The sequence below is a fragment of the Gammaproteobacteria bacterium genome (assembly GCA_021648145.1).
Taxonomy (GTDB): Bacteria; Pseudomonadota; Gammaproteobacteria; order JAADGQ01; family JAADGQ01; genus S141-38.
Genome location: JAKITI010000006.1, coordinates 52187 through 74126 on the forward strand (window position 1 = coordinate 52187; position 21940 = coordinate 74126).

The 21940-nt window shown below is 44.6% G+C and carries 25 protein-coding genes and 2 pseudogenes; 17 read left to right on the forward strand and 10 right to left on the reverse strand.

Features of this window, described 5'->3' with window-relative positions:
- Nucleotides 1-138: 138 nt before the first annotated feature.
- Genes ung through amrB form a run of 4 tightly spaced genes read right to left on the reverse strand, consistent with a single transcriptional unit; the run spans nucleotide 139 to nucleotide 2973 of the window.
- Entirely contained in the window at nucleotides 139-855 is a 717-nt protein-coding gene (gene ung / locus L3J70_05215; GenBank protein ID MCF6235762.1) for a uracil-DNA glycosylase, read from the reverse strand.
- Between the two features lie 2 nt (nucleotides 856-857).
- Nucleotides 858-1562: a DUF445 domain-containing protein gene (locus L3J70_05220; GenBank protein ID MCF6235763.1), complete on the reverse strand. Its 705-nt coding sequence runs from the start codon at nucleotides 1560-1562 to the stop codon at nucleotides 858-860.
- A gap of 57 nt (nucleotides 1563-1619) precedes the next feature.
- The gene (amrA, locus tag L3J70_05225) at nucleotides 1620-2201 is read right to left on the reverse strand and encodes an AmmeMemoRadiSam system protein A (protein ID MCF6235764.1); all 582 of its coding nucleotides are present in this window, start codon (nucleotides 2199-2201) and stop codon (nucleotides 1620-1622) included.
- On the reverse strand, nucleotides 2188-2973 hold the full coding sequence (amrB, locus tag L3J70_05230) for an AmmeMemoRadiSam system protein B (GenBank protein MCF6235765.1): 786 nt from the start codon (nucleotides 2971-2973) through the stop codon (nucleotides 2188-2190). The genes amrA and amrB overlap by 14 nt, the downstream gene beginning before the upstream one ends.
- Before the next feature lie 79 nt (nucleotides 2974-3052).
- On the opposite strand from amrB, the gene amrS reads away from it, so the two are divergent.
- From amrS to cobU, 7 genes are all read left to right on the forward strand, one after another.
- Nucleotides 3053-4168, forward strand: a complete 1116-nt coding sequence (gene amrS, locus L3J70_05235) for an AmmeMemoRadiSam system radical SAM enzyme (protein ID MCF6235766.1) — start codon at nucleotides 3053-3055, stop codon at nucleotides 4166-4168.
- Between the two features lie 77 nt (nucleotides 4169-4245).
- Nucleotides 4246-6048 carry a DNA helicase RecQ gene (recQ, locus tag L3J70_05240; protein ID MCF6235767.1) on the forward strand — a complete coding sequence of 601 codons (1803 nt, stop codon included), beginning with the start codon at nucleotides 4246-4248 and terminating at the stop codon, nucleotides 6046-6048.
- Nucleotides 6049-6106: 58 nt separating this feature from the next.
- Nucleotides 6107-6457 carry a (2Fe-2S) ferredoxin domain-containing protein gene (locus L3J70_05245; GenBank protein MCF6235768.1) on the forward strand — a complete coding sequence of 117 codons (351 nt, stop codon included), beginning with the start codon at nucleotides 6107-6109 and terminating at the stop codon, nucleotides 6455-6457.
- A complete protein-coding gene (gene cbiB / locus L3J70_05250) occupies nucleotides 6457-7356 on the forward strand; it encodes an adenosylcobinamide-phosphate synthase CbiB (GenBank protein ID MCF6235769.1) in 900 nt (299 codons plus the stop codon). Before L3J70_05245 ends, cbiB begins: the two co-directional genes overlap by 1 nt.
- A gap of 27 nt (nucleotides 7357-7383) precedes the next feature.
- Nucleotides 7384-8388, forward strand: a complete 1005-nt coding sequence (gene cobD / locus L3J70_05255) for a threonine-phosphate decarboxylase CobD (protein MCF6235770.1) — start codon at nucleotides 7384-7386, stop codon at nucleotides 8386-8388.
- Entirely contained in the window at nucleotides 8385-9851 is a 1467-nt protein-coding gene (locus L3J70_05260) for a cobyric acid synthase (protein ID MCF6235771.1), read from the forward strand. The genes cobD and L3J70_05260 overlap by 4 nt, the downstream gene beginning before the upstream one ends.
- Entirely contained in the window at nucleotides 9848-10369 is a 522-nt protein-coding gene (cobU, locus tag L3J70_05265) for a bifunctional adenosylcobinamide kinase/adenosylcobinamide-phosphate guanylyltransferase (protein ID MCF6235772.1), read from the forward strand. Before L3J70_05260 ends, cobU begins: the two co-directional genes overlap by 4 nt.
- Nucleotides 10370-10452: 83 nt before the next feature.
- Here the strand turns inward: cobU and L3J70_05270 are convergent, their stop codons facing one another.
- From L3J70_05270 to L3J70_05280, 3 genes and pseudogenes are all read right to left on the reverse strand, one after another.
- Nucleotides 10453-11004 carry an OmpA family protein gene (locus L3J70_05270; protein ID MCF6235773.1) on the reverse strand — a complete coding sequence of 184 codons (552 nt, stop codon included), beginning with the start codon at nucleotides 11002-11004 and terminating at the stop codon, nucleotides 10453-10455.
- Nucleotides 10978-11268: pseudogene (locus L3J70_05275) on the reverse strand (thrombospondin type 3 repeat-containing protein). The gene L3J70_05270 and the pseudogene L3J70_05275 overlap by 27 nt, the downstream one beginning before the upstream one ends.
- Before the next feature lie 159 nt (nucleotides 11269-11427).
- A pseudogene (locus L3J70_05280) lies at nucleotides 11428-11775 on the reverse strand (hypothetical protein).
- 270 nt (nucleotides 11776-12045) lie between these two features.
- Between L3J70_05280 and L3J70_05285 the strand changes: the two are divergent.
- Genes L3J70_05285 through L3J70_05315 form a run of 7 tightly spaced genes read left to right on the forward strand, consistent with a single transcriptional unit; the run spans nucleotide 12046 to nucleotide 16947 of the window.
- A complete protein-coding gene (locus L3J70_05285; protein MCF6235774.1) occupies nucleotides 12046-12642 on the forward strand; it encodes a pseudouridine synthase in 597 nt (198 codons plus the stop codon).
- On the forward strand, nucleotides 12639-13751 hold the full coding sequence (gene mnmA / locus L3J70_05290; protein ID MCF6235775.1) for a tRNA 2-thiouridine(34) synthase MnmA: 1113 nt from the start codon (nucleotides 12639-12641) through the stop codon (nucleotides 13749-13751). The genes L3J70_05285 and mnmA overlap by 4 nt, the downstream gene beginning before the upstream one ends.
- Nucleotides 13752-13763: 12 nt before the next feature.
- Complete coding sequence (gene hflD / locus L3J70_05295; GenBank protein MCF6235776.1) at nucleotides 13764-14396, forward strand: high frequency lysogenization protein HflD; 633 nt, start codon at nucleotides 13764-13766, stop codon at nucleotides 14394-14396.
- Between the two features lie 43 nt (nucleotides 14397-14439).
- A complete protein-coding gene (coq7, locus tag L3J70_05300) occupies nucleotides 14440-15087 on the forward strand; it encodes a 2-polyprenyl-3-methyl-6-methoxy-1,4-benzoquinone monooxygenase (protein ID MCF6235777.1) in 648 nt (215 codons plus the stop codon).
- A 6-nt stretch (nucleotides 15088-15093) separates the two neighbouring features.
- On the forward strand, nucleotides 15094-15513 hold the full coding sequence (locus L3J70_05305; GenBank protein MCF6235778.1) for an RNA-binding protein: 420 nt from the start codon (nucleotides 15094-15096) through the stop codon (nucleotides 15511-15513).
- Nucleotides 15514-15523: 10 nt separating this feature from the next.
- Entirely contained in the window at nucleotides 15524-16066 is a 543-nt protein-coding gene (locus L3J70_05310; protein MCF6235779.1) for an NUDIX hydrolase, read from the forward strand.
- Nucleotides 16067-16071: 5 nt separating this feature from the next.
- Nucleotides 16072-16947, forward strand: coding sequence for a pyridoxal-phosphate dependent enzyme (locus tag L3J70_05315; protein MCF6235780.1), 876 nt, complete (start codon nucleotides 16072-16074; stop codon nucleotides 16945-16947).
- Between the two features lie 3 nt (nucleotides 16948-16950).
- Here L3J70_05315 and L3J70_05320 read toward each other — a convergent pair whose 3' ends face one another.
- The 3 genes from L3J70_05320 to L3J70_05330 are packed head-to-tail and all read right to left on the reverse strand — an operon-like array spanning nucleotide 16951 to nucleotide 18719.
- Nucleotides 16951-17637, reverse strand: a complete 687-nt coding sequence (locus L3J70_05320; protein ID MCF6235781.1) for a YafY family transcriptional regulator — start codon at nucleotides 17635-17637, stop codon at nucleotides 16951-16953.
- Nucleotides 17638-18324, reverse strand: coding sequence for a DUF2461 domain-containing protein (locus tag L3J70_05325; GenBank protein MCF6235782.1), 687 nt, complete (start codon nucleotides 18322-18324; stop codon nucleotides 17638-17640).
- A gap of 5 nt (nucleotides 18325-18329) precedes the next feature.
- Nucleotides 18330-18719, reverse strand: coding sequence for a VOC family protein (locus L3J70_05330; protein MCF6235783.1), 390 nt, complete (start codon nucleotides 18717-18719; stop codon nucleotides 18330-18332).
- Nucleotides 18720-18930: 211 nt separating this feature from the next.
- On the opposite strand from L3J70_05330, the gene L3J70_05335 reads away from it, so the two are divergent.
- Genes L3J70_05335 through L3J70_05345 form a run of 3 tightly spaced genes read left to right on the forward strand, consistent with a single transcriptional unit; the run spans nucleotide 18931 to nucleotide 21938 of the window.
- Nucleotides 18931-19749: a response regulator gene (locus L3J70_05335; protein ID MCF6235784.1), complete on the forward strand. Its 819-nt coding sequence runs from the start codon at nucleotides 18931-18933 to the stop codon at nucleotides 19747-19749.
- Between the two features lie 17 nt (nucleotides 19750-19766).
- Entirely contained in the window at nucleotides 19767-20132 is a 366-nt protein-coding gene (locus L3J70_05340) for a response regulator (protein ID MCF6235785.1), read from the forward strand.
- A gap of 15 nt (nucleotides 20133-20147) precedes the next feature.
- Nucleotides 20148-21938, forward strand: a complete 1791-nt coding sequence (locus tag L3J70_05345; GenBank protein ID MCF6235786.1) for a methyl-accepting chemotaxis protein — start codon at nucleotides 20148-20150, stop codon at nucleotides 21936-21938.
- The last annotated feature ends 2 nt before the right edge of the window (nucleotides 21939-21940 follow it).

The window sequence follows — 21940 nt, forward strand, 5'->3', positions numbered from 1 at the left end:
TCTATCAGGAACATAGGTATCTGCACGAACCCTGATATGAGGTTTCTATTTGGGGGTTAGGGTGTGAGCATAATCAAAAAGTTGGCGCTGTAATTTTTATTGGTTGTTATCTGGGTATTATTGAGTAATTTTATACAGCTAAATAGAACACCGCTTAAGCAACCAATGAATAGGTAATTTTCCTTGCTTCTCTAAATACTCATTAGCCTGTGAAAAACAACCCGAGCCCATGAAGGCGACAAAATTCTTGCCTGTTTTCATGGCTCCCAATGGGCTTGGATGAGAGGTTTTAATGACACAATGTTTTGATCTGTCCACCACTGAGCAGACATTATGAGCAAAGCGCCCCCACGCTAAAAACACCACTCCTTGTTTATGCTCATTAATATGCTGAATACAAGCATTGGTAAATTTTAACCAACCTTGCTTGCTATGACTGTTGGCCTGCGAGGCGCGTACCGTTAAAGAGGCATTTAATAACAACACACCTTGCTTCGCCCAAGCTTCTAAATTGCCTGATGTTGGTATAACCATACCCAAATCACGATGAAGCTCTTTGTAGATATTACGCAGAGAAGGGGGGATTTTGATGCCGTCAGGCACACTAAAACTTAAGCCGTGAGCCTGCCCTTCGCCATGATAGGGATCTTGCCCGACAATCACGACCTTAACATCATCAAAGGGCGTGTATAAAAAGGCGTTAAACCATTGATCGTTTGGCGGATAAATCACCGCCCCGCCTTTCATTTCAGACTGCAAAAACTCTCGTAACTTAAGCATGTACTCTTGTGAGAATTCACGTTCAAAATATGCTTTCCAAGCCGGACCAAGTTGATCAATGATTTTATTCACCATGTCTACAAAACAATCGCAGCTGATAACAGGCCGATCAGCCCACCAAACACTCCGCCCCAAACCACCAGCCAACCGAGGTGCTCTTTAATCATCTGTTGAACCATCTCTTTGACCAGTTGTGGTGTAAGTTCTTCCAGACGTGCGTCAATAATCTCGGCAACTTTAGCGCGAATATCGGCCATCACTTCGGGTTGATCAATCTCCTCTTGCAGTAGTTGCTTAAATGACTCTTTTTCGGATAGTTCGATGATCGACTCTTTCATACTGGCAATAAAGGGTTCTTTCAGAGGTGTCAAAGCCTCTACGCCACCTAACATGCCAAGCATACTACCGAATGACGAGTTCATGATCACTTCAACTAAGCGATCAAAGGATGGGGAGAGGTCGACCTTCTCAATCACGGGGCCAATTTTCAGTGTCGAGTGAGTCGCACCACCTGAAACAAACCTATCAATATTTTCCTCGGTAAAAAACTGCTCCATCATCAGCGTTTTGATTGCAGTTTTAAAGGCTTCAAAACGTGCAGGAATCACTCCAGACCCCACCAACCCAGGGACTTTTTCAAACAACATGTGAACCGCCAGCCAGTTGGTTAACGCACCCGACAAAGCAAACAGGCCGACCATCATAATCAAATCGCACTGCAAGCCCCAGCCCAGCGCAAGAACTGTGGCTGCAATCAGGTTCGTTAGAATATTTTTGTTCATTTATTAATTTCCTTTTTTAAAAATAATTTTTTATTTTCCTGGCTACACGACAACCGATCAAACTTCCGCCCCAAACGAAAAAGTCGTATAGCGCTCAACTTTGATGGTGTCTGACCAATAATCTTCGGGCAAACCTGCTTTCTGTTTAAGGTGTTTTAAAAAGCTGACTTTATCCGGCAAGCTTTCCCAAACACTGGGTAAAAACGTACCCCGATGATAAGCTTCAGATAATATCAAACCATCAATATTGGGGCGAATTTTTTCCAGTAGATCCTCTTCACTTTCAAACAAAATCAGTTCTGGTTTTGACAAAATAGAGATATGAATATCGAGATGCGGATACTCACTCTCAGAAAGAGTTGGAAAACGTGGGTCTCTAAATGCCGCAGCAAAAGCATTTTGTGCAACATCCTCAACCAGTGGGCGGCCTGCACTTAATCGACCCATGCAGCCTCGCAATTTTTCATTCACCTCTAAAGTCACAAATGTTGCAGCAATATGCATCAATGATGACGGATAATCATTTAACTCAACATGTAATGGCTTGCCGCTTTGCAGGCCAGACTGAATTGATTTCGCAGCGATGGATAAAAGCTGCACCTGCTCTTTTTCGCTATAAGGAAGATCAGTAGAAAGCATAAGCACCATACCCCACGACTCGGCTTTTATCTCCGGCGGTATCCCCTGAATTTCTCAAATCAAGCGTTTGACATTGTAAGTGATGTTTTTTAGCCAATTTCAGCAAGCCATTTACCGGATAAGCACCACACGCCATTTCACCCGAAATGTGATCAAGTTGCAGTTGCTCTATGGCTGAAGTGGTCTGCCGATCAATTATTTGTGCAGAAAGATAGTCATGAAAATGGCTTAAATCAGAGCTGATCACAAAAAGTGTTGCCGGATCATCCCAAAAAAGTTCCAGCACCTCCATCACATCACTGGCTTCCATCTGACCCACAACAATAGGCACTAGACAAAATTCATTCAGTACCATTTGTAAAAAAGGCAGCTGGACTTCCAGACTGTGCTCTTCCTGATGGGCGAGATCACTCAATTGAACATAGGGTTGCTGCAAGAGATTTTTCACCGTCTCGGCATCAATCGGAATATCACCCAACGGGGTTCGAAAGTATTCCGCACCGCTCAAAGCACAGCCCGACACAGCCACACGATGTGCAGGCCCCAGCAACACAACGCGACGAATTTTACCTTTCATCGGCTCTAAAAGTTTGTAAGCACTTGCGGCCACCTCACCGGAATAGATATAACCTGCATGAGGGGCAATAATTGCTCTTGGTTTAATGTCACTCACAGCGGCTTTGTTTAACATTTCACTCAGTGAATGTTGTAGCAGCTCCGCATCCTCAGGGTAAAAAACCCCAGCAACCGCAGGTTCTCTTATAGCTGTCATTGCAATCACCTCTATTAAGCACTATATATTTAAGTATAAGGTCGATACGGTCATTATCCAATGTTATCGGAGCAGGCGCATGGCAAATTCTGAATACAAAACAACGAAATATTGGCATAAACTGGATGACGGACGAGTTCAGTGTGATTTGTGTCCACGCGACTGCAAGTTGCATGAAGGCCAGCAAGGTTTGTGTTTTGTTCGTGCAAATTATGGTGAGCAAATTGTAAGTACGACTTATGGTCGCTCCAGCGGTTACTGCATTGATCCGATCGAAAAAAAACCGCTCAACCATTTCCTGCCTGGCACACCCGTTCTCTCATTTGGCACGGCAGGTTGTAATCTGGCCTGTAAATATTGTCAAAATTGGGACATGAGCAAGTCTCGTGAAATGGATACCTTGGCGGATCAGGCTTCCCCTGAGCTCATTGCTCAAGTCGCCGAACAAACAGGTTGCCGCAGTGTTGCCTACACCTACAATGACCCCGTTATATTTTTAGAATACGCAGTCGATACCGCCATCGCCTGCAAAGAGAGAAATATCAAATCAGTCGCTGTCACTGCGGGCTATATTTGTGATGAACCCCGCAAAGAGTTTTTTGCTCATATGGATGCGGCCAACATTGACCTTAAGGCATTTACCGAGCGCTTCTACCACAAATTAACCGGCTCACACCTCAGTAATATTCTTGATACGCTGCTGTATGTAAAACATGAAACAGATGTGTGGCTGGAGCTCACCACTTTATTGATTCCTGGCGAAAATGACTCTGCTCAGGAGGTCGAAAAAATGACACAATGGGTGGCTGAAAAACTCGGGCCTGACGTGCCTATGCATTTCACCGCATTTCATCCCGACTGGAAAATGCAGAATTATCCCTCGACCACTATGGAATCACTCATACAAGCACGAGAAATCGCACTGAAAAATGGGGTTCGCTATGTTTACACCGGCAATGTTCACGACAAAAAAGGGGAAAGCACTTATTGCCATGAGTGTGGAGAACGGCTCATTGGCCGTGACTGGTATGTTTTAAGTGACTGGAACATAGGACATAACGGCGCTTGTAAAAAATGTGGCACTCAATGCAGTGGCGTGTTTGAAAAGGAAATGGGCACTTGGGGAGCCAGAAGCCAACCCATCAGATTAAGTGACTTTAGGTTAAGCAAGTTTACTGTAGATATTTATATGTAATTTTCGTATATTGCGTGCTGTATGTATATCTTGGTCAGCACCCGCCGTAATTTCCCAGCACTGGATCATCGCCGACAGTGAGTAGACCTGCCCAGGAAATTCTGCACCAGACCTTTGGTTACGAACAATTTCGTGATTCACAGGAAGCCATCATTAATCAACTGATTGATGGCGGTGATGCCATGGTACTCATGCCAACAGGCGGTGGAAAATCGCTTTGTTATCAAATTCCGGCCATTGCCAGAAAGGGTGTTGGCATCGTAATATCGCCTCTCATTGCATTGATGCAAAATCAGGTTCATGCACTGCAACAGGTTGGCGTACGTGCTGCATTCCTAAATTCCAGTTTAGACTTTCAAAAAGCACAACAGATTGAGCAACAACTGTTCAATCGTGAATTGGATCTGCTCTACATTGCGCCAGAACGATTAATGAACCCGCGTATGCTGAACATGCTATCTCGTCTCGATATCGCACTATTCGCGATTGATGAAGCTCATTGTGTTTCACAATGGGGGCATGATTTCAGACCCGAATACCATCAGCTCACCATTCTGCATGAACGCTTTCCCAAGATACCACGCATTGCCTTGACGGCCACCGCCGACCAAGCCACGCGTAGTGAAATCATCACTCAACTGGGGCTGGAACAAGCACAAATTTTTATTAGTGGCTTTGATCGCCCCAATATTACCTACCGTATTAATCAATACCAGAATCAGCGCGATCAACTATTAAAATTTCTACAGCGTGAGCATAAAGGTGATTCTGGCATCGTTTATTGCCTGTCACGTAAAAAAGTAGAAACGATTGCTGACTGGCTCAGCAACAAAGGCTTTAATGCCCTGCCTTATCACGCCAAGCTACCTGGCACTGTACGCGAGCAAAACCAAACCCGCTTCCTTAATGAGGAGAGCATTATCATCGTCGCAACCATTGCTTTTGGCATGGGAATCGACAAACCCGATGTACGCTTTGTAGCTCACCTTGATCTACCCAAAAGTATTGAAGCTTATTATCAAGAGACGGGACGTGCAGGGCGCGATGGTCGGCCCGCTAATGCCTGGATGTCGTATGGCTTGCAGAACGTCGTCACGTTGCGCCAAATGCTGGACTCATCCGAGGCGAGTGAAAGCCAGAAACGTATTGAGCGCTATAAACTTGATACCATGCTGGGACTTTGTGAGATCACATCGTGTCGCCGCCAAACCTTGCTTAATTACTTTGATGATCCGCTTGATAAACCGTGTGGTAACTGTGATAACTGCCTCGAACCGGTAGAGACCTGGGATGCCTCTGTCGCTGTACAAAAGCTGCTTTCGTGTATTTATCGCACAGGCCAACGCTTTGGTGCAGGTTATATTATTGAAATTTTACTGGGCAAAGAAAACACCCGAATTCAGCAATTAGGCCACCATAAATTGCCCACCTATGGCATCGGTGATGAGCTCAATGCCAATCAGTGGCGCTCCATTCTCAGGCAATTAGTCGCCAAAGGGCTATTGGATGTTGATATTGAATATGGCACGTTTCGCCTCACCGAAGAGTGCCGTCCTATTCTTAAAGGTCAGCAAAAACTGCTTTTACGCCAGGACAAAACTCCAGAAAAAAATCGTCCCAGCCGTCGTAAACAAGTAACTTTCAGCACGGAGAAACAAGAAGCGTTATGGCATGCGCTGCGCAAACGCCGCCGAGAGATTGCAGAAGATCAAAACGTTCCACCCTATATCATTTTTCCAGATACTACGTTGATTGAAATGGTTGACCACCTACCTCAAACACTAGAGCAGCTCAGCCATGTTTCAGGAGTAGGCACCGTAAAACTGGAGCGCTATGGCAATGCATTTCTTGAGGTTTTGAGTGATAATGAACTGTGTTAACTACCACTATTTTGCTCTCCATAATAATTAACTAACCCTGAATTCAGACCCAATAACAATGACTCAAAAATCAATTATAAAACCAAAAATGATGCACTACCGCCACCACTTATCCGTGTGCGTTGGGCCACGTTGCACACAAAATGAAGATGGACAAAAGCTGTATGATTCATTAAAAGAAAAGTTTGAATTGGCAGGATTAGATGAAGGCGATCTACGCGTGAAACGCTCACGCGCCACCTGCTTTGGTGCTTGCAAAGGCACAGGGCCATTGATTTGTGTGCAACCAGACGGTGTGTGGTATTACAATGTGAATGATCACAACATGGACCGAATCATCACCGGTCACTTAATCAACGATAAGCCTATCTCTGATCTTGTTTTTCATCAAGGCTCAACGAATACATAATGTACACCACACTGACCTTATTATTCGCTATTTTCCTTGACTCCACTTTAGGTGAGCCAAGGCACAAACACCCACTCGTTGGTTTTGGTCGTTTCGTCAATTTTGCAGAAAAAACCCTCTACCAATCCAGCCGAATGCGCGGTGTCATTGCCACCTTGCTATTACTCGTACCACTGATATTTATCACCTACATCATTGCTGACATTCCCCTCATTGGCTTTCTATTTGAAGTCACCGTGCTCTACCTTGCAATAGGTGCGCACAGTTTGGCAGAGCATGCGATGAGAGTGTATGACGCATTAAAAGAGGGTGATTTAAAATCAGCCAGAATAAGTGTGAGCAACCTGGTCAGCCGTGATACTGAATCTATGAATGAAAATGATACCGCTCGGGCGACAATAGAGTCCGTATTAGAGAATGGCAATGATGCAGTATTTGGCGCACTGTTCTGGTTTATTGTTGCAGGCGCACCTGGCGTGGTGCTTTATCGTTTAACCAATACACTGGATGCGATGTGGGGCTATAAAACAGAACGGTATTTTCACTTTGGCTGGGCCGCTGCACGACTTGATGATCTGCTCAACTATATTCCTGCCCGACTCACCGCACTCACTTATGCACTTTTAGGTCACTTCGAAACAGCCATACGCTGTTGGCGCACTCAAGGCCACCGCTGGAAAAGCCCAAACGCTGGGCCTGTGATGGCCGCAGGTGCGGGCGCTCTGAATATTAAATTGGGCGGTGCTGCGGTTTATCATGGCACATTGAAAGAACAGACTATTTTAGGGGAAGGCCAACCCGCCGAAGCGGATGATATCCCTCGCGCCGTAAAATTAGTCAAAAATGGGACTTGGCTCTGGATTGGTGTCGCTATTTTCAGTGCCCTGTTTTTACTGTAATCTCTCTGCATTTTTGGAGAAACATCGGTGCTTGAACACGGTGGAAAGTTACGCCACGCAGCTCGCCAATACAATATTCCGCTAGAAAACTGGCTCGACCTTTCAACAGGAATCAATCCCGATGGATGGCTCGTACCGATGATTCCAGCCGAAGCGTGGAGGCGACTCCCCGAAGATGAAGATGAGCTGATACAAGCTGCAAAAAGCTATTATGGTGTATCAAATATTCTACCGGTTGCAGGCTCGCAAGCTGCGATTCAAACCCTGCCGTTATTACGAAAAAAAAGCCAGGTCGCTATATTATCTCCTGCGTACGCTGAACACGCTCACGCTTGGGAAAATGCACAACATGAGCTGGTTCCATTGGCATTTGAAGATGTTGAAACTGCCATGAATACAAATGATTTTGATGTACTGTTGCTTGTAAACCCCAACAACCCCACCGGTCAACGATTCAGCCCTGAAACATTGCTGAATTTCCACAAAAAGCTATCCGCTCGTGGTGGCTGGCTGATTATTGACGAAGCCTTTATTGATAGCACGCCAGAGCTCAGCCTTGCACCACTCGCCCATCAAAAAGGAGTTGTCATATTACGCTCACTGGGCAAGTTTTTTGGGTTGGCAGGTGCACGGGTAGGGTTTGTTCTCGCGCAGCACAAATTACTCGAAGCCCTCAAAAACAGACTCGGCCCCTGGACGATTTCCGGCCCCGCACGCTTTATTGCATCGCAAGCCCTTCAAGATCAAACATGGCAAAAAATGATGCGCCTGCATTTAATTCAAAATGGTCAGCGTCTGCAAAAACTATTATCCAGACATGGTTTAACCCCCACAGGAGGCACAACACTTTTTCAGTGGCGGCGCAGCATTCATGCATCAATGATTCATGAGCGCTTGGCTCAGCAAGCTATTTTAACTCGTCTGTTCAACGACCCCCACAGCATTCGCTTCGGATTACCACGTGATGAGCACAGCTGGCAGCGCCTTGATATCGCCTTATCTCAGATAGTCCCTGAGCTCCCATCATCATGACTGCTCACACCCTAATGATTCAAGGCACGACTTCAGATGCAGGAAAAAGTGCATTCGTGACGGGTCTTTGCCGCCTGCTGAAACGGCGTGGTATTCGGGTCACTCCATTTAAACCACAAAACATGGCGCTAAATAGTGCAGTTACAATTGATGGTGGTGAAATTGGTCGCGCCCAAGCCGTGCAAGCACAAGCTGCGGGCATTGAACCTCACACTGACATGAACCCCGTCTTGCTCAAGCCCAATACCGACAACGGCGCACAAGTCATCATTCACGGTAAAGCCATCGGTACGATGAATGCCCGCAGCTATCATGAATATAAAAGCACAGCTAAAAAAGCAGTATTAGAATCACATGCCCGATTGGCAGAAAACTATGATTTTATCATTGTAGAAGGTGCGGGCAGCCCTGCTGAAATTAATCTGCGTGAAAATGATATTGCCAATATGGGGTTTGCAGAAGCTGCCGATTGCCCTGTAATTATTATTGCAGATATTGACCGAGGCGGTGTATTTTCTCACATCGTTGGAACACTGGAGCTGTTAAGCAAAAGTGAACAAAATCGAGTGATTGGTTTTATAATCAACCGTTTTCGAGGGGATATTTCATTATTACAACCCGGGCTGGATTGGCTGACAAAAAAAATAGAGAAGCCCATTCTCGGTGTCTTACCTTATCTTCATGACCTTCATCTGGAGGCTGAGGACAGCCTGGGACGAAACAATACAACGACCAATAAAAAAACCCCGTTCAAAATTATTATTCCTGCCCTGCCACGATTAAGCAACCATACTGATTTTGACCCCTTGAAATTACACCCACAAATCGAGCTGCGATACATCAAATCCTATGAGACCATTCCCGATGCTGACCTGATTATTTTGCCAGGTTCAAAATCAGTTCGCTCCGACCTGGATTGGTTGCGAAAACATCACTGGGATCAGACCATTCTCAAGCACTTGCGTTACGGTGGAAGGGTCATCGGAATTTGTGGCGGTTTTCAGATGCTGGGCCAAGAGATCCATGACCCTTTGGGGCTGGAAGGTGATGCTGGTTCTTCCACGGGATTAGGCTTGTTAAACATCAGCACAACGTTAGATAAAGAGAAACAGCTACGCAATATCAGTGGCACATTAAATATAAATCAAACACCCGTTATAGGTTATGAAATTCATACAGGAATCACAACAGGTTCCGCACTGAACACCCCCGCCATTCATCTTACCTCACGTAATAATAAAACCATCCATGAGGGTGCCATTTCAAATGACCAACAAATTCTGGGTACTTATCTGCATGGACTATTTGAGTCCACCAAAGCGTGTCACGCACTTTTACAATGGGCAGGGCTGACCCAACCTGAATTTTTTGATTACCATCAGCGGCGTGATCAGGATATCGACCGTATCGCTGATGAAATAGAAAAGCAGGTCGATTTAAAAGCGATGGGGATTCAACCATGAAAGAGCTGATTTTAGGAGGCGTTCGTTCAGGTAAAAGCCGTCTCGCAGAGCAAGCCGCTATTGATTCGGGGTTAGCCGTGACCTACATTGCGACGGCGACCTTACATGGCAGTGATGACCGTGAGATGAGTCACCGTATCACACAGCACAAAAACTGCAGACCCACTTCATGGGCATTGGTTGAAGAGCCGTATGCCTTAGCAAAAACAGTTGAACAGCATGCATCAGCCACCTCTTGTTTATTAGTCGACTGCCTCACCTTATGGCTGACAAATTTACTGATTTCAGAAGATCTGCACCAATTCAAAAAAGAGCGTGATGCCTTCATTGAAATATTCCCAAAACTTCCCGGCCATATTATTCTAGTCAGCAACGAAACGAATATGGGCATTATTCCTATGGATAAGCTCAGCCGGAAATTCTGCGATGAAGCGGGACGGCTGCATCAAATGCTCGCCCAGCAATGTGATCGTGTTGTATTGGCCGTTGCAGGGCTGCCTCACATGATTAAAAACTAAAAAAAAGCAAAAAAATACCCGTGTCATCTACATGACACGGGCATCCACTACACAGATGTAACTTTTAGTGTAGTTTCAAGTTGCTACTTAATAACATGCATCTCAACACGGCGATTTTCAGCACGTCCTGATTTTGTATTATTATCCGCAACAGGGTTTGCAGGGCCGTAACCTTTAGCAGTCATATGACTCTTTGGAATCCCTTGCTTAACCAAATAATCACGAACAGCCTCTGCACGACGTTGTGAAAGACGTACATTGAAGCCAATTGCACCACGATTATCGGTGTAACCCGCAAGCTCGATATGTAACTCAGGGTGACGTAATAATGTGCTGGAAACATCATTCAGAACACGTTCTGAATCACCAACTAGATCAGCAGACCCATTCGCAAATGTAACGCCTTTAAGTACAATTTTCTCTTCCAGCTTACAGCCTTTAGAGTCAACCTTCTCACCGGCAGCACTATCAGGACATTGATCCAGACGATTCACAATACCATCGGCATCGGTATCAGGCTCACAACCTGTCGCATTAACGCTTACACCTGCCAATGTTCCTTCACAGCGATCCTGACTATCAGCCACACCATCACCATCGGCATCACTTTCACAGCCTACGTTATCAACCTTCACACCGTTTGGAGTCATAGGGCACTGGTCTTTAGCATCATCGACACCATCACCATCCGAATCATTGGAAGCAGCACATCCCATTGCATCAATGGCAACACCTGCTGGCGTATTCGGGCAATGATCCGAACTATCGGGAACACCGTCATTGTCACTGTCTGCTGCAGCTTCAGGTTTCACTTCACAGCCATTCGTATCAACCTGTACACCTGAGGAGGTTCCTGGACATTGATCCATTGCATTACCAATACCATCGCCATCATCATCCATTGATGCAGTCGAAGCGCTGCCAACAGGCACCACCAGACCCAGACTGACAATCGTATCCCCATAACGTTTTTCAATATTATTCACTGGATCACGGTTATCTTCATCATGACGGTAACGTGCTTCAAAGCGTAACGCTGTGCCCGCTTTGGTTATTTGCCCCATCACCCCAGCGCCCACACTTCCCATCGGGCTGGTTTCACGATTATCGTCCAGACCACTGCGTAACATCCCTGCGCCGATCAAAGCATAAGGTGCAACAGTCCAGTCGCGATTAAAAAAGTAAAGTGCGTCAAGGCTTGCACCATACTGTCCATGATCACCAGAACCATCTTCACGACTGAGCTTATCACCCTCAACAACAAGCTCAATGTTAAATGATTTGCTCACTTCTTGACCAATACCGAGCTGAACACCCGCACCATCGTCTGTTTCACGCGCACTATCCGCAATCACATAATTCATAGCCGGACTCAAATACCATTGCCCTGGCTCAGCGTAAGCCATAGAACTTGCAGCCATAAACCCCAAAGCTGCAACTGTAATTTTTTTCTTCATTTTGCACTCCCAAAATATTTTGTGCGTATTATTGTCCCAAATTTAAGCTTCCCCTTCAATTTCAATCAGAGGCCACTGTCAATAAATGATAATTGTAAAAATAAAAAAATTAAAGTTTTTTATTTTTGCGCCTACCGACCGCTTATTGAATTGCATTAGAACCCGATTAATGTAGCCTTTTGTTTTTGATATTCAGCTACATAAAACATATACTAACACATGAATAAGCAACCTCTGTCAGAAAAAATCGTCATCCTCTTCAACAAGCCTTTTAATGTGCTCACACAGTTCACAGATGCCTCAAAACGCCAAACATTGGCTGATTTTGTTTCATACAAAAATGTCTATCCGGCAGGACGGCTGGATCGAGACAGTGAAGGGCTGATCGTGCTCACCAATGACGGCAAACTACAGCACCAAATCAGTGACCCACGCCATAAAATAGAAAAAACCTACTGGGTGCAAGTCGAAGGAGCTCCTGACCAGAAGGCACTCACACAACTGCAAAAAGGGCTGCATTTAAAAGATGGCCTGACTGCGCCAGCAAAAGCCCGGATTATAGATGAACCCTCGATTTGGCCACGCACTCCACCGATACGCAAACGTGCAAATATTCCAACCACCTGGCTGGAGCTGATCATCAGAGAAGGGCGTAATCGACAAGTAAGACGCATGACCGCAGCGGCAGGACACCCCACTCTGCGCCTGATTCGATACGCGATTGGCTCCTGGACAATCGAAGGATTACAACCTGGCGAATGGAAAAAAACAAAAAAAGTGCAAGCAAACGCGCCGCGCAGTAAAATATGCCGATGAACTCAGTCAACCCCTCAAAAACTCGTGTTATCACTGGCCTCTCAGGAGGCGTTGATTCCTCAGTAACCGCTCTGCTTTTAAAACAGCAAGGTTATGATGTGAGCTGCGTGTTCATGAAAAATTGGGAAGAAGATGATCCAAAACAGCAATGCACAGTAGCCGATGATGCCAAAGATGCCATGGCTGTTTGTGATCTGCTCAAAATTGATCTTGACGCAATTAACTTCGCAAAAACCTATTGGGACAATGTTTTCGACCACTTTTTAACCGAGTACCGCCTGGGAAGAACCCCTAACCCAGACATCCTTTGCAATAAAGAGGTCAAATTCAAAGCATTTCTCAACCATGCGCTAGAACAAGGCGCGGACTATATTGCCACTGGCCACTACGCGCGCATTGGTAAAAAAAATGGTGAATACCAACTGCTCAAAGCACATGATCAAAACAAAGATCAAACCTACTTTTTATACGCTCTGGGTCAGAAACAACTCGCACATACACTTTTCCCTTTAGGTGATCTGACCAAACCCGAGGTGAGACAACTTGCGACCCACGCGGGTTTACCCAATCATGCAAAAAAAGACAGTACCGGAATCTGCTTTATTGGCGAACGCCATTTCAAACAATTTTTAAGCCGTTACCTTCCAGCCAAACCTGGTGAGATGCAGACACCGGATGGTGAGTGCCTCGGCTCCCATGATGGTTTGATGTATTATACTATTGGTCAGCGACAAGGTTTAGGCATTGGAGGTCGACAAGGTGGTCAAGCCGAACCTTGGTTTGTCCTCGAAAAAGATCTGAAACATAACGTGTTAATTGTTGGCCAAGGTCACGACCACCCATTACTGTTTCACAACACACTGACGGCCTCTAATCTTCACTGGGTGTCAGGACAACCGCCTAAACTTCCTTTTCGCTGCCAAGCTAAAATACGTTACCGTCAACAAGAGCAACCTTGTAAAGTTATGAAGTTAAATGGCAAACAGTACACGATTCATTTCGACCACCCACAACGCGCCATCACCCCTGGCCAATCTGTTGTTTTTTATGATGAAACAGCTTGCCTGGGCGGGGGAATTATTGAATCAGCGTTTAACTCACTAAAATAATAATATCTATTCATGGCAAACACTTTAAAAGACAAAACCATCGCACTGGCCGGTATTTTTCAAGCCGCTAAACAGGTGCAAAGCATTGCTCGAACGGGTTCACTTGAACCTGAAATGTTAGCAATATCAATCAACTCTATTTTTGAAACGGATCCACCCACCACAGAAGCCACTTTTAGTGGCACTGCAAACTTAACCACAGGGCTCACACAGCTTCGTGATCTGCTCGGTGCCAAGAAAGGATCGGAGGGTATGGAGATCACTCAATACGTCATTAATCTGCTCTATTTGGAAAGGCAATTGGCAAAGCAGCCAAAAATGCTTGAGCAAGTCGGAACGGGCATTGAAAAAGCAAAAAACCAAGCCGAGCACTTTAATGACATACAGCATCCATCCGTTATTGCCAGTCTTGCAGGGCTTTACAGCGATACCATCAGCACATTAAAACCTCGCATCATGGTGAATGGTGAACCGGCTCAACTCAGTAATTCCAATAACGCCGACAAGATTCGCGCCATTTTATTAGCTGGAATTCGCTCAGCAGTGCTCTGGAGCCAATGCGATGGCAGCCGTATCGGACTTCTGTTTCAACGAAAAAAATATACCACCGAAGCGGATCGTATTTTGAAAGAAGAATTTCAATAAAAAACTTGAACAGATAGCACCTTAAGGAGTATCTTCATAATACATGAACAGACGAAATTATACTCCTATTGATCACCTTGTAATGAATGCTGACCACGCCATTCGTACTCTATTTGGTAAGCCCGATATTACTGAACGCCCCAACCCGGCAAAAGATTGCACTAATGAAGTCGATCTTTCAGAAAAAGAACGCAAGCTTTCTGCCGCATTAATGCGAATTAACCATGCAGGTGAAGTCTCCGCACAAGGGTTATATCGAGGCCAGGCACTCACAGCTAAACTACCAGAAGTTCGTGAAAAAATGGAGCGTGCAGCTCAAGAAGAAAGTGACCATCTGGACTGGTGTGAAAAACGACTTGTAGAACTGGACAGTTACACCAGTCGGCTTAACCCTGTCTGGTATTTTGGCTCACTCGCCATGGGTGCAACAGCAGGCTGGATTGGTGATAAATGGAGCTTGGGTTTTGTGGTGGAAACAGAATACCAGGTCATTCGGCATCTGGATGAACATCTTGGAAAACTTCCAAAATCTGATAAAAAAAGCCACATGGTGCTTGAACAGATGAAAGAAGATGAAGCGCATCATGCCACCATCGCTCTGCATGCAGGTGCCGCCCCCCTGCCTTGGCCGGTTAAAAAAATGATGTCCATCACCTCAAAGATCATGACTCGTTCAACATACTGGCTATAACCCCATATGGCCAAGCGCAACAACCCTGTTCAAGAAACGACCGAAAACACCCTGCGTCTGGATAAATGGCTTTGGGTCGCACGTTTTTTTAAAACTCGTGCTTTAGCCACGGAAGCGATCAATGGTGGCAAAGTTCACCTTAATGGGACGCGCAGCAAACCATCAAAAACCGTACAAGTGGGCGACAAGCTCACGATTAAACGAACACCCTACGAACATGCCATTACTGTATGTAAAATAAATAAATTTCGCCGACCTGCCAAAGAGGCTATATTACTTTACGAAGAGAGTGAAGAGAGTCAAAAAGCGCGGGATACTCTTGCGATTCAGCTTAAATTACAAGCGTCATTAATGCCACAGCCCACACATCGCCCTACAAAAAAAGAGCGGCGTAAAATCATCCGATTCACCAATAAAAATGCATAAACTTTAACCCATGCACAGAAAATTTCTGCAAGACAAATTCGATCAATATTTACCCATGGATGAAAATGAAGCACTCACACTTCTCGATATGGTGGAGTTTGTGAATCAATATCCTAACTGCTTTGATCGTGAACTGAGCATAGGGCACATCACGGGCTCCGCCTGGGTGGTCGACTTAGATCGCAGCCACGTTTTATTGACTCATCACCGTAAGCTGGATCGTTGGTTACAACTGGGTGGCCACTCGGATGGTGACCCTAATACACTTGAAGTTGCTCTGCGTGAAGGCCGAGAAGAGTCGGGAATCGAAGAAATTAGTCCTGTCACAGAAGAGGTTTTTGATATTGATATACACCTAATTCCTGCTCGAAAAAATGAACCCGAGCACTACCACTATGATGTACGTTTTTTGATTGAAGCGGATCGCAACACACCATTTGTAGTCAGTGAAGAATCTCATGACCTCGCTTGGGTTCCCCTTGATGAAGTTGAAAAATTAATTGATGAAGCCTCCATTCTTCGCATGTTGAAAAAAACATATGAAATAAAGTGAGCATTATTAAACCCGCTTTCAGACCTTTACAGGAAGTTGAAGATAAAAATCTGGACAAGTCGGGAGTCAGGCTTTTAATCAAACGGGAAGATCTAGTCCACCCAATCATCTCCGGCAACAAATGGCACAAACTGAAATACAATCTGGAAGCCGCCAAGGCACAGCAACACAACACACTGCTCAGCTTTGGTGGAGCTTATTCCAATCACATCCACGCACTGGCTGGAGTGGGCAAAGCTTATGGCTTCAACACCATCGGCATCATTCGTGGCGAAGCATACAGCCCTTTAAATCCGACACTGCAATTTGCAGTGGATCACGGAATGCAACTCCATTATCTCAGTCGCAGTGATTATCGTCACAAACACGAACCTGGAATTATTGATCAATTAAAAGAGTATTTTGGTGAATTTTATTTGATTCCCGAAGGGGGGAGCAATGCACTGGCCGTCAAAGGCTGCCAAGAAATTATTACTGACATAGACATACCCTTTGACGTAATAACCTCGCCCTGCGGTACGGGTGGTACTTTGGCCGGATTAATTTCAGGCCTTGAAGGCAAGAAAAAAGCACTCGGTTTTGCCGTACTAAAGGGCGCTCATTTTCTACAAGATGATATTGCTCAACTTTTACATGATGCCAATAAACCCCGCTTTGAAAACTGGGAGATCAATCTTGATTACCATTTTGGCAGTTATGCCAAAAAAAATCCTGACCTCATAAATTTTATTGATGAATTTGAGGCAAAACATACCATCCCACTAGAACCAATCTACACAGGAAAAATGATGTATGGTTTATTTGACTTAATCAGGCAAGGGAAATTTTCACGAGGCACAACCATTGTGGCGATACACACTGGCGGGTTACAGAGCAAATAAAAATTAACTCTCCTTACAGCGTACGATATCAAGATAATCACGCAAGCTCCTTCCAGAAAGAACCTTAAACTTCTCGCCAGACACATTAATATTTTTCATTCGATCCAGACGAAAGTGACGGAACTCGTCACGCAGCTCACACCAAGCGACCAACGTCCAGACACGTCCCCAATAAAACAACCCTAAAGGGTGAACTACCCGTGATGAGTGTTGACCATCTTCTCGCGTGTAATCATAAGCCGCCTTGCATTGTTGTTTTATAGCACTGCGTAACAGCGCTAAATGCTCTTGGGTTATTGTACTGACATTAAAATCAGGCACCAACAGTTCTTCACGACCCAGCTCCGGCCTAAGCCGCTCTGGAATTGCATTTTCTATTTTACGAATCGCCTGATGCGCCGCACTTGCCAAGCTTTTATCTGTCCACGCCTGCACCATACGAGCACCTAACATCAATGCGGCCAGCTCCTCTTCATCAAACATCAGCGATGGAAGGTGAAAACCTTTCATCAGACGGTAACCTACACCAGCCTCACCTTCGATTGGCACACCAGACAATGAAAGGTCTTGAATATCTCGATAGATGGTACGCTCGGAAACTTCCAGCGCTTCAGCAAGGCCGCGAGCGGTTATGATCTTAGTATGGTCTAGCAATCCGACAATCTGGAACAAACGATCGGCTCGACGCATTTAAAAACGCAACTCCAATGCTTTGCAGAGATAGCTCATTAACGGAGTCGCTTGACTAAAACGCTCAGTTACGAGAGAGAGCAGTTTTTTTGATGTCACCTCTTTTTCGCTGATACTGGCAATTGCAATAAAATCTTTTCGCTTCAAATCTTTAATTAAAGGATGGTCTTTAACGTAACCACGAGGTGCATTTTTCAGTGCATCGCCCTCTAGGGCAAAGTGCCTATGGAAGTTTTTATCCTCTCGAATGGCGATCCAAGCATCACTTTTTTCAACAATCGCATCACGAATTTTGCCTAATGCCTTAGAGCCAGGTCGCCATATGCCAACTCCCACAAAACACTCACCATTTTCAATATGCAAGTAAAAACCCGGTGCATGTATATCCTTACCCACTTCGTGACGAAACTGAATGCCGATATTGGTTTTGTAAGGGCGTTTATCTTTACCAAAACGAATATCACGATTGGCGCGCATCAAGGAACCCTCCACTTTTTTGGGCAGCGCCGTAAAATGAGGCGATATGATGGCCAGTTCATTGGCAAAGTCAGCAATGAAATTTAAGGCGGGTATGCGGATCGTCTCTTCGTAAACCGGCTTGTTTTCCAGAAACCAGTCACGACTGTTATTCGCTGCCAGTTTTGATAGAAAGTCAAAGGTTTTTTGGGTGAAGTAACGATCCGACATTTTAATTAATCTTTTTTGAAGTATGTGATTAACATGAGCGTCGCTCCTTGAGGATCCTGAATCACCACAAAGCGCCCCACTTCTGGGATATCCTGCGGTGGAACCAGAATCTTGCCACCCAGATTTTCAACACGGGACGGCATCGCATCTATATTATCAACTGTAACATAAGCGCCCCAGCTGGGTGGCATGCCTTCTGCCTCTTTAGGCGTTGCCATAATGCCCGCAACTTCTGTTTCCCCAGCTTTGGCCATGGTATAGCTACCGCAGCTGGATTCCATATCTGTTAGATTCCATCCCAACAAATCACTATAAAAAGCCTTTGCACCCGCCACATCATTGGTCATCAACTCATTCCAGCTAAACGCACCGTGCAATTTCATTGTTTCTGTCATACTCATTTTTATCTCCAGACTTGTTAAGGTTTAAATAAGGAAATTTAAGTATATAGGAGGGCTACTGACAGCATGGTGTCAGTAGCTTAAATACAACCATGTGATGCTATTCACAATATTAAAAAATATGCCACTTTGACAGTTCAAACAGTCATAGCGTAACAAGACCATGCCGATACCCATCACATAAATTATCGGGAGACAAAAAGTGATGGCTCAGATTAAAGTAACACTATCAGGATTTTTTGAAGGCGAGATTAATAAATTCAAACAAATTTTTTGTTTTTCACAATCACGTGAACGCAGCTACACCTTAAGTAATACAACACCTGATATTATATTGGTCAATATGCTGAATAAAGAAGCATTCGATAAAAGCTTGGCCTACACCACTCAGCACCCCGCAGTTTTTTTAGTCACAGTCGGCCGGTCAACACCTCAAAGCCAGTCAATTTTTCATATTGCCCCACCCTACATTACCAGCCGAGTGTTGCGCACTCTGGATCAAATCAAAATAGAAATACCCAGCAACAACCCTATCACTACAGATAAGGAAGCCAGCATAGAGCACCATGAAAACAAGGCTGAACCCGAATCCAACAACCAGTACAACGTACTGGTCGTCGATGACAGTCCATCTATGCAAAAAATGCTGGAAATAGAACTTTCACAGGTCGAACTTAATATAAAAATTGATTTCGCCGATACCGGTGAAGAAGCACTGAAAAAAACAGAACACAAACATTATGACTTTATTTTTCTGGACATCATGATGCCTGGCATTGATGGCTACGAAGTTTGTAAAACGATCAGAAAAAATCCAGATGAAAAGAAAACGCCTATTATTATGTTATCAGGAAAAACCTCTCCATTAGATGAAGTCAAAGGTGTCATTGCCGGATGCACAACTTACCTGACCAAGCCTATTGAGCACACAGAGTTTCAAGGTGTAATTCAGCGAATCATCAAATGGCTGGATCACAAAAAACCCGTATATCAAACCGAAAAAAGAGAAGCTGAACACTGCTAAAAGCAAGGATGCTCACTATGACGATTGAAACAGTTCTTGTTGTTGATGATTCATCAACCCAACTACGCTCTATTCAAAACATCATTACAGAAGCTGGTTATCAGGTTCTCACTGCACAATCGGGCATTGAGGCCATTGAATTTGCTAAACAATACCATCCCGACCTGATTTTTCTCGACATCATGATGCCTGGTATGGATGGATTTGAAGTCTGCAGAAAACTCTCTATGGAGAAGCTCACTCAGGAAATTCCGGTCGTTTTCATATCCAGCAAGGATCAAAAGTCGGACCGTGTCTGGGCCAGTATGCAAGGTGGAAAGGCATACATCGTTAAGCCCTACGATAAAGATCAAATCATTGCACAAATCAAAGCCTTCCAATAAATATGGAAAAACAACATGTCAATCTTTAAAAATTTAAAACTCGTCCATAAATCACTCATTTTGCTTTTTGTTGTTCTCTTTGGCTTTTTTCTGGTTGGAATTTCCTATAAAAATATGATTGAGGCAAATGAAAAAGCAATTGTCCAGATACAGGATATCAACTATTTTGGTGGAATTATCGATCAAATAGAGATTCTTGTTTCCAATGCACGTCGCATTGAAAAAGAGTTTCAATTAACAGGCAATGAAAACCTGATAGAAAAATTTGATATCACATTAAAAGCCGCATACGCCAAAGAAAAACAGCTCGAATCACTGCTCATAGAAAATCACGAAAAAGACCTCGTCAAAAAAGTAGAGAGGGCTCTAAGAAACTATCAACAGCTATTTTATATTGCCGCGATAGCCGAAACTGAACGATCTGAAAAATTTCAGCATACCCACCAAGCGATTGAAAATTTTTCACCATTAATCCTCTCGTTATCACAGCTAAAAGAGAAGCGTCAACAAACATTGTTATCAACATCGAACTCACAAAAAGATCAAATTACTAAAAACTTTATTATCACTATTGCCATCACAGCTCTGATCGTATCACTCCTGTTGCTGCTTTATGCGCATAGTATTAATTCACCGGTGCAAATACTCAAGGATACCGTCACTAAAATATCGGAAGGTCAATATGAGGCACGCACCCATATCAACTCCAACGATGAGATTGGTCAGTTCGCCAAGGAGTTCGATAAACTACTTGATGAACGCGTAACTAATCTGGCTCACTCAGAAAAAGAGAATGAACAGCTCAACGACTCAGTTATTGCTTTGCTCGGCACTGTATCCCGCTTAAGTAACAGGGACTTAACGGCCAAGGCGACTGTCACCGAAGATCTCACTGGACCACTCGCCGATGCACTCAACATGCTCACTTCAGAAACGTCAAAAGTACTACTCAAAGTCAATACTATTTCAGAGCATGTAAACAGGGCTTCTGTCACAGTTAAATCACAATCCGACGTTGTTATGGGACTTTCTCAAAATGAGATCCAGCAAATACAGGAAACGATGACTGAGCTCAATGATGCGGTGAATATCATGAACAATGTCAGCGAGCTGGCGCAAGCCGCAAATAACTCAACGGACAGCACCATCGAAACCACTGAAAAAGCCCTCACTTCGGTCACCGAAACCGTCACCAGCATTGTCTCTATTCGAGACACCGTCAGAGAGGCTGAAAAACGCATCAAACGCTTGGGTGAACGCTCGCAAGAGATTGGTGGCATTGTAGACCTCATTGGCAGTATTTCTGAACGAACCCACATCCTTGCACTCAATGCCAGTATGCATGCAGCATCTGCAGGGGAAGCGGGACGAGGCTTTATGGTGGTTGCTGATGAAGTGCAGCGTCTGGCCGAAAGTGCCCGTGACGCAACATCACAAATCGCCACACTGGTCTCCAATATCCAACAAGAAACCTCCGATACCTCCAGCACAATGAACGAAGTTATCACTCGTGTTGTTAAAGGCTCACGATTAGCCGCAACAGCAGGGAAACGCATGAAAGAGACGCAGATATTAACAGCGGAACTTGTTGAGTCAATTCATGAAATTGCTGCGCGCTCAGAAGAACAGATACAAGTGAACATCAGACTGCGCCAGCGTGCAGAGCAAGTACTCGATAGCACGCATAAAACAGCGCAACAACTCAAAGACCAAAATATCGTGACTGATCACCTCGTTAAATATGCCAATCAACTACTCTCCACGGTACGTATATTCAAGCTACCTCGCAATCAAAAAATGAGTTAAAA

Bases quoted from the DNA above. Each gene is read 5' to 3' on its own strand.
- ung (MCF6235762.1), bottom strand. From the start codon at position 855: ATGGTGAATAAAATCATTGATCAACTTGGTCCGGCTTGGAAAGCATAT.
- L3J70_05220 (MCF6235763.1), bottom strand. From the start codon at position 1,562: ATGAACAAAAATATTCTAACGAACCTGATTGCAGCCACAGTTCTTGCG.
- amrA (MCF6235764.1), bottom strand. From the start codon at position 2,201: ATGCTTTCTACTGATCTTCCTTATAGCGAAAAAGAGCAGGTGCAGCTT.
- amrB (MCF6235765.1), bottom strand. From the start codon at position 2,973: ATGACAGCTATAAGAGAACCTGCGGTTGCTGGGGTTTTTTACCCTGAG.
- amrS (MCF6235766.1), top strand. From the start codon at position 3,053: ATGGCAAATTCTGAATACAAAACAACGAAATATTGGCATAAACTGGAT.
- L3J70_05245 (MCF6235768.1), top strand. From the start codon at position 6,107: ATGACTCAAAAATCAATTATAAAACCAAAAATGATGCACTACCGCCAC.
- cbiB (MCF6235769.1), top strand. From the start codon at position 6,457: ATGTACACCACACTGACCTTATTATTCGCTATTTTCCTTGACTCCACT.
- L3J70_05260 (MCF6235771.1), top strand. From the start codon at position 8,385: ATGACTGCTCACACCCTAATGATTCAAGGCACGACTTCAGATGCAGGA.
- cobU (MCF6235772.1), top strand. From the start codon at position 9,848: ATGAAAGAGCTGATTTTAGGAGGCGTTCGTTCAGGTAAAAGCCGTCTC.
- L3J70_05285 (MCF6235774.1), top strand. From the start codon at position 12,046: ATGAATAAGCAACCTCTGTCAGAAAAAATCGTCATCCTCTTCAACAAG.
- mnmA (MCF6235775.1), top strand. From the start codon at position 12,639: ATGAACTCAGTCAACCCCTCAAAAACTCGTGTTATCACTGGCCTCTCA.
- hflD (MCF6235776.1), top strand. From the start codon at position 13,764: ATGGCAAACACTTTAAAAGACAAAACCATCGCACTGGCCGGTATTTTT.
- coq7 (MCF6235777.1), top strand. From the start codon at position 14,440: ATGAACAGACGAAATTATACTCCTATTGATCACCTTGTAATGAATGCT.
- L3J70_05305 (MCF6235778.1), top strand. From the start codon at position 15,094: ATGGCCAAGCGCAACAACCCTGTTCAAGAAACGACCGAAAACACCCTG.
- L3J70_05310 (MCF6235779.1), top strand. From the start codon at position 15,524: ATGCACAGAAAATTTCTGCAAGACAAATTCGATCAATATTTACCCATG.
- L3J70_05320 (MCF6235781.1), bottom strand. From the start codon at position 17,637: ATGCGTCGAGCCGATCGTTTGTTCCAGATTGTCGGATTGCTAGACCAT.
- L3J70_05325 (MCF6235782.1), bottom strand. From the start codon at position 18,324: ATGTCGGATCGTTACTTCACCCAAAAAACCTTTGACTTTCTATCAAAA.
- L3J70_05330 (MCF6235783.1), bottom strand. From the start codon at position 18,719: ATGACAGAAACAATGAAATTGCACGGTGCGTTTAGCTGGAATGAGTTG.
- L3J70_05335 (MCF6235784.1), top strand. From the start codon at position 18,931: ATGGCTCAGATTAAAGTAACACTATCAGGATTTTTTGAAGGCGAGATT.
- L3J70_05340 (MCF6235785.1), top strand. From the start codon at position 19,767: ATGACGATTGAAACAGTTCTTGTTGTTGATGATTCATCAACCCAACTA.
- L3J70_05345 (MCF6235786.1), top strand. From the start codon at position 20,148: ATGTCAATCTTTAAAAATTTAAAACTCGTCCATAAATCACTCATTTTG.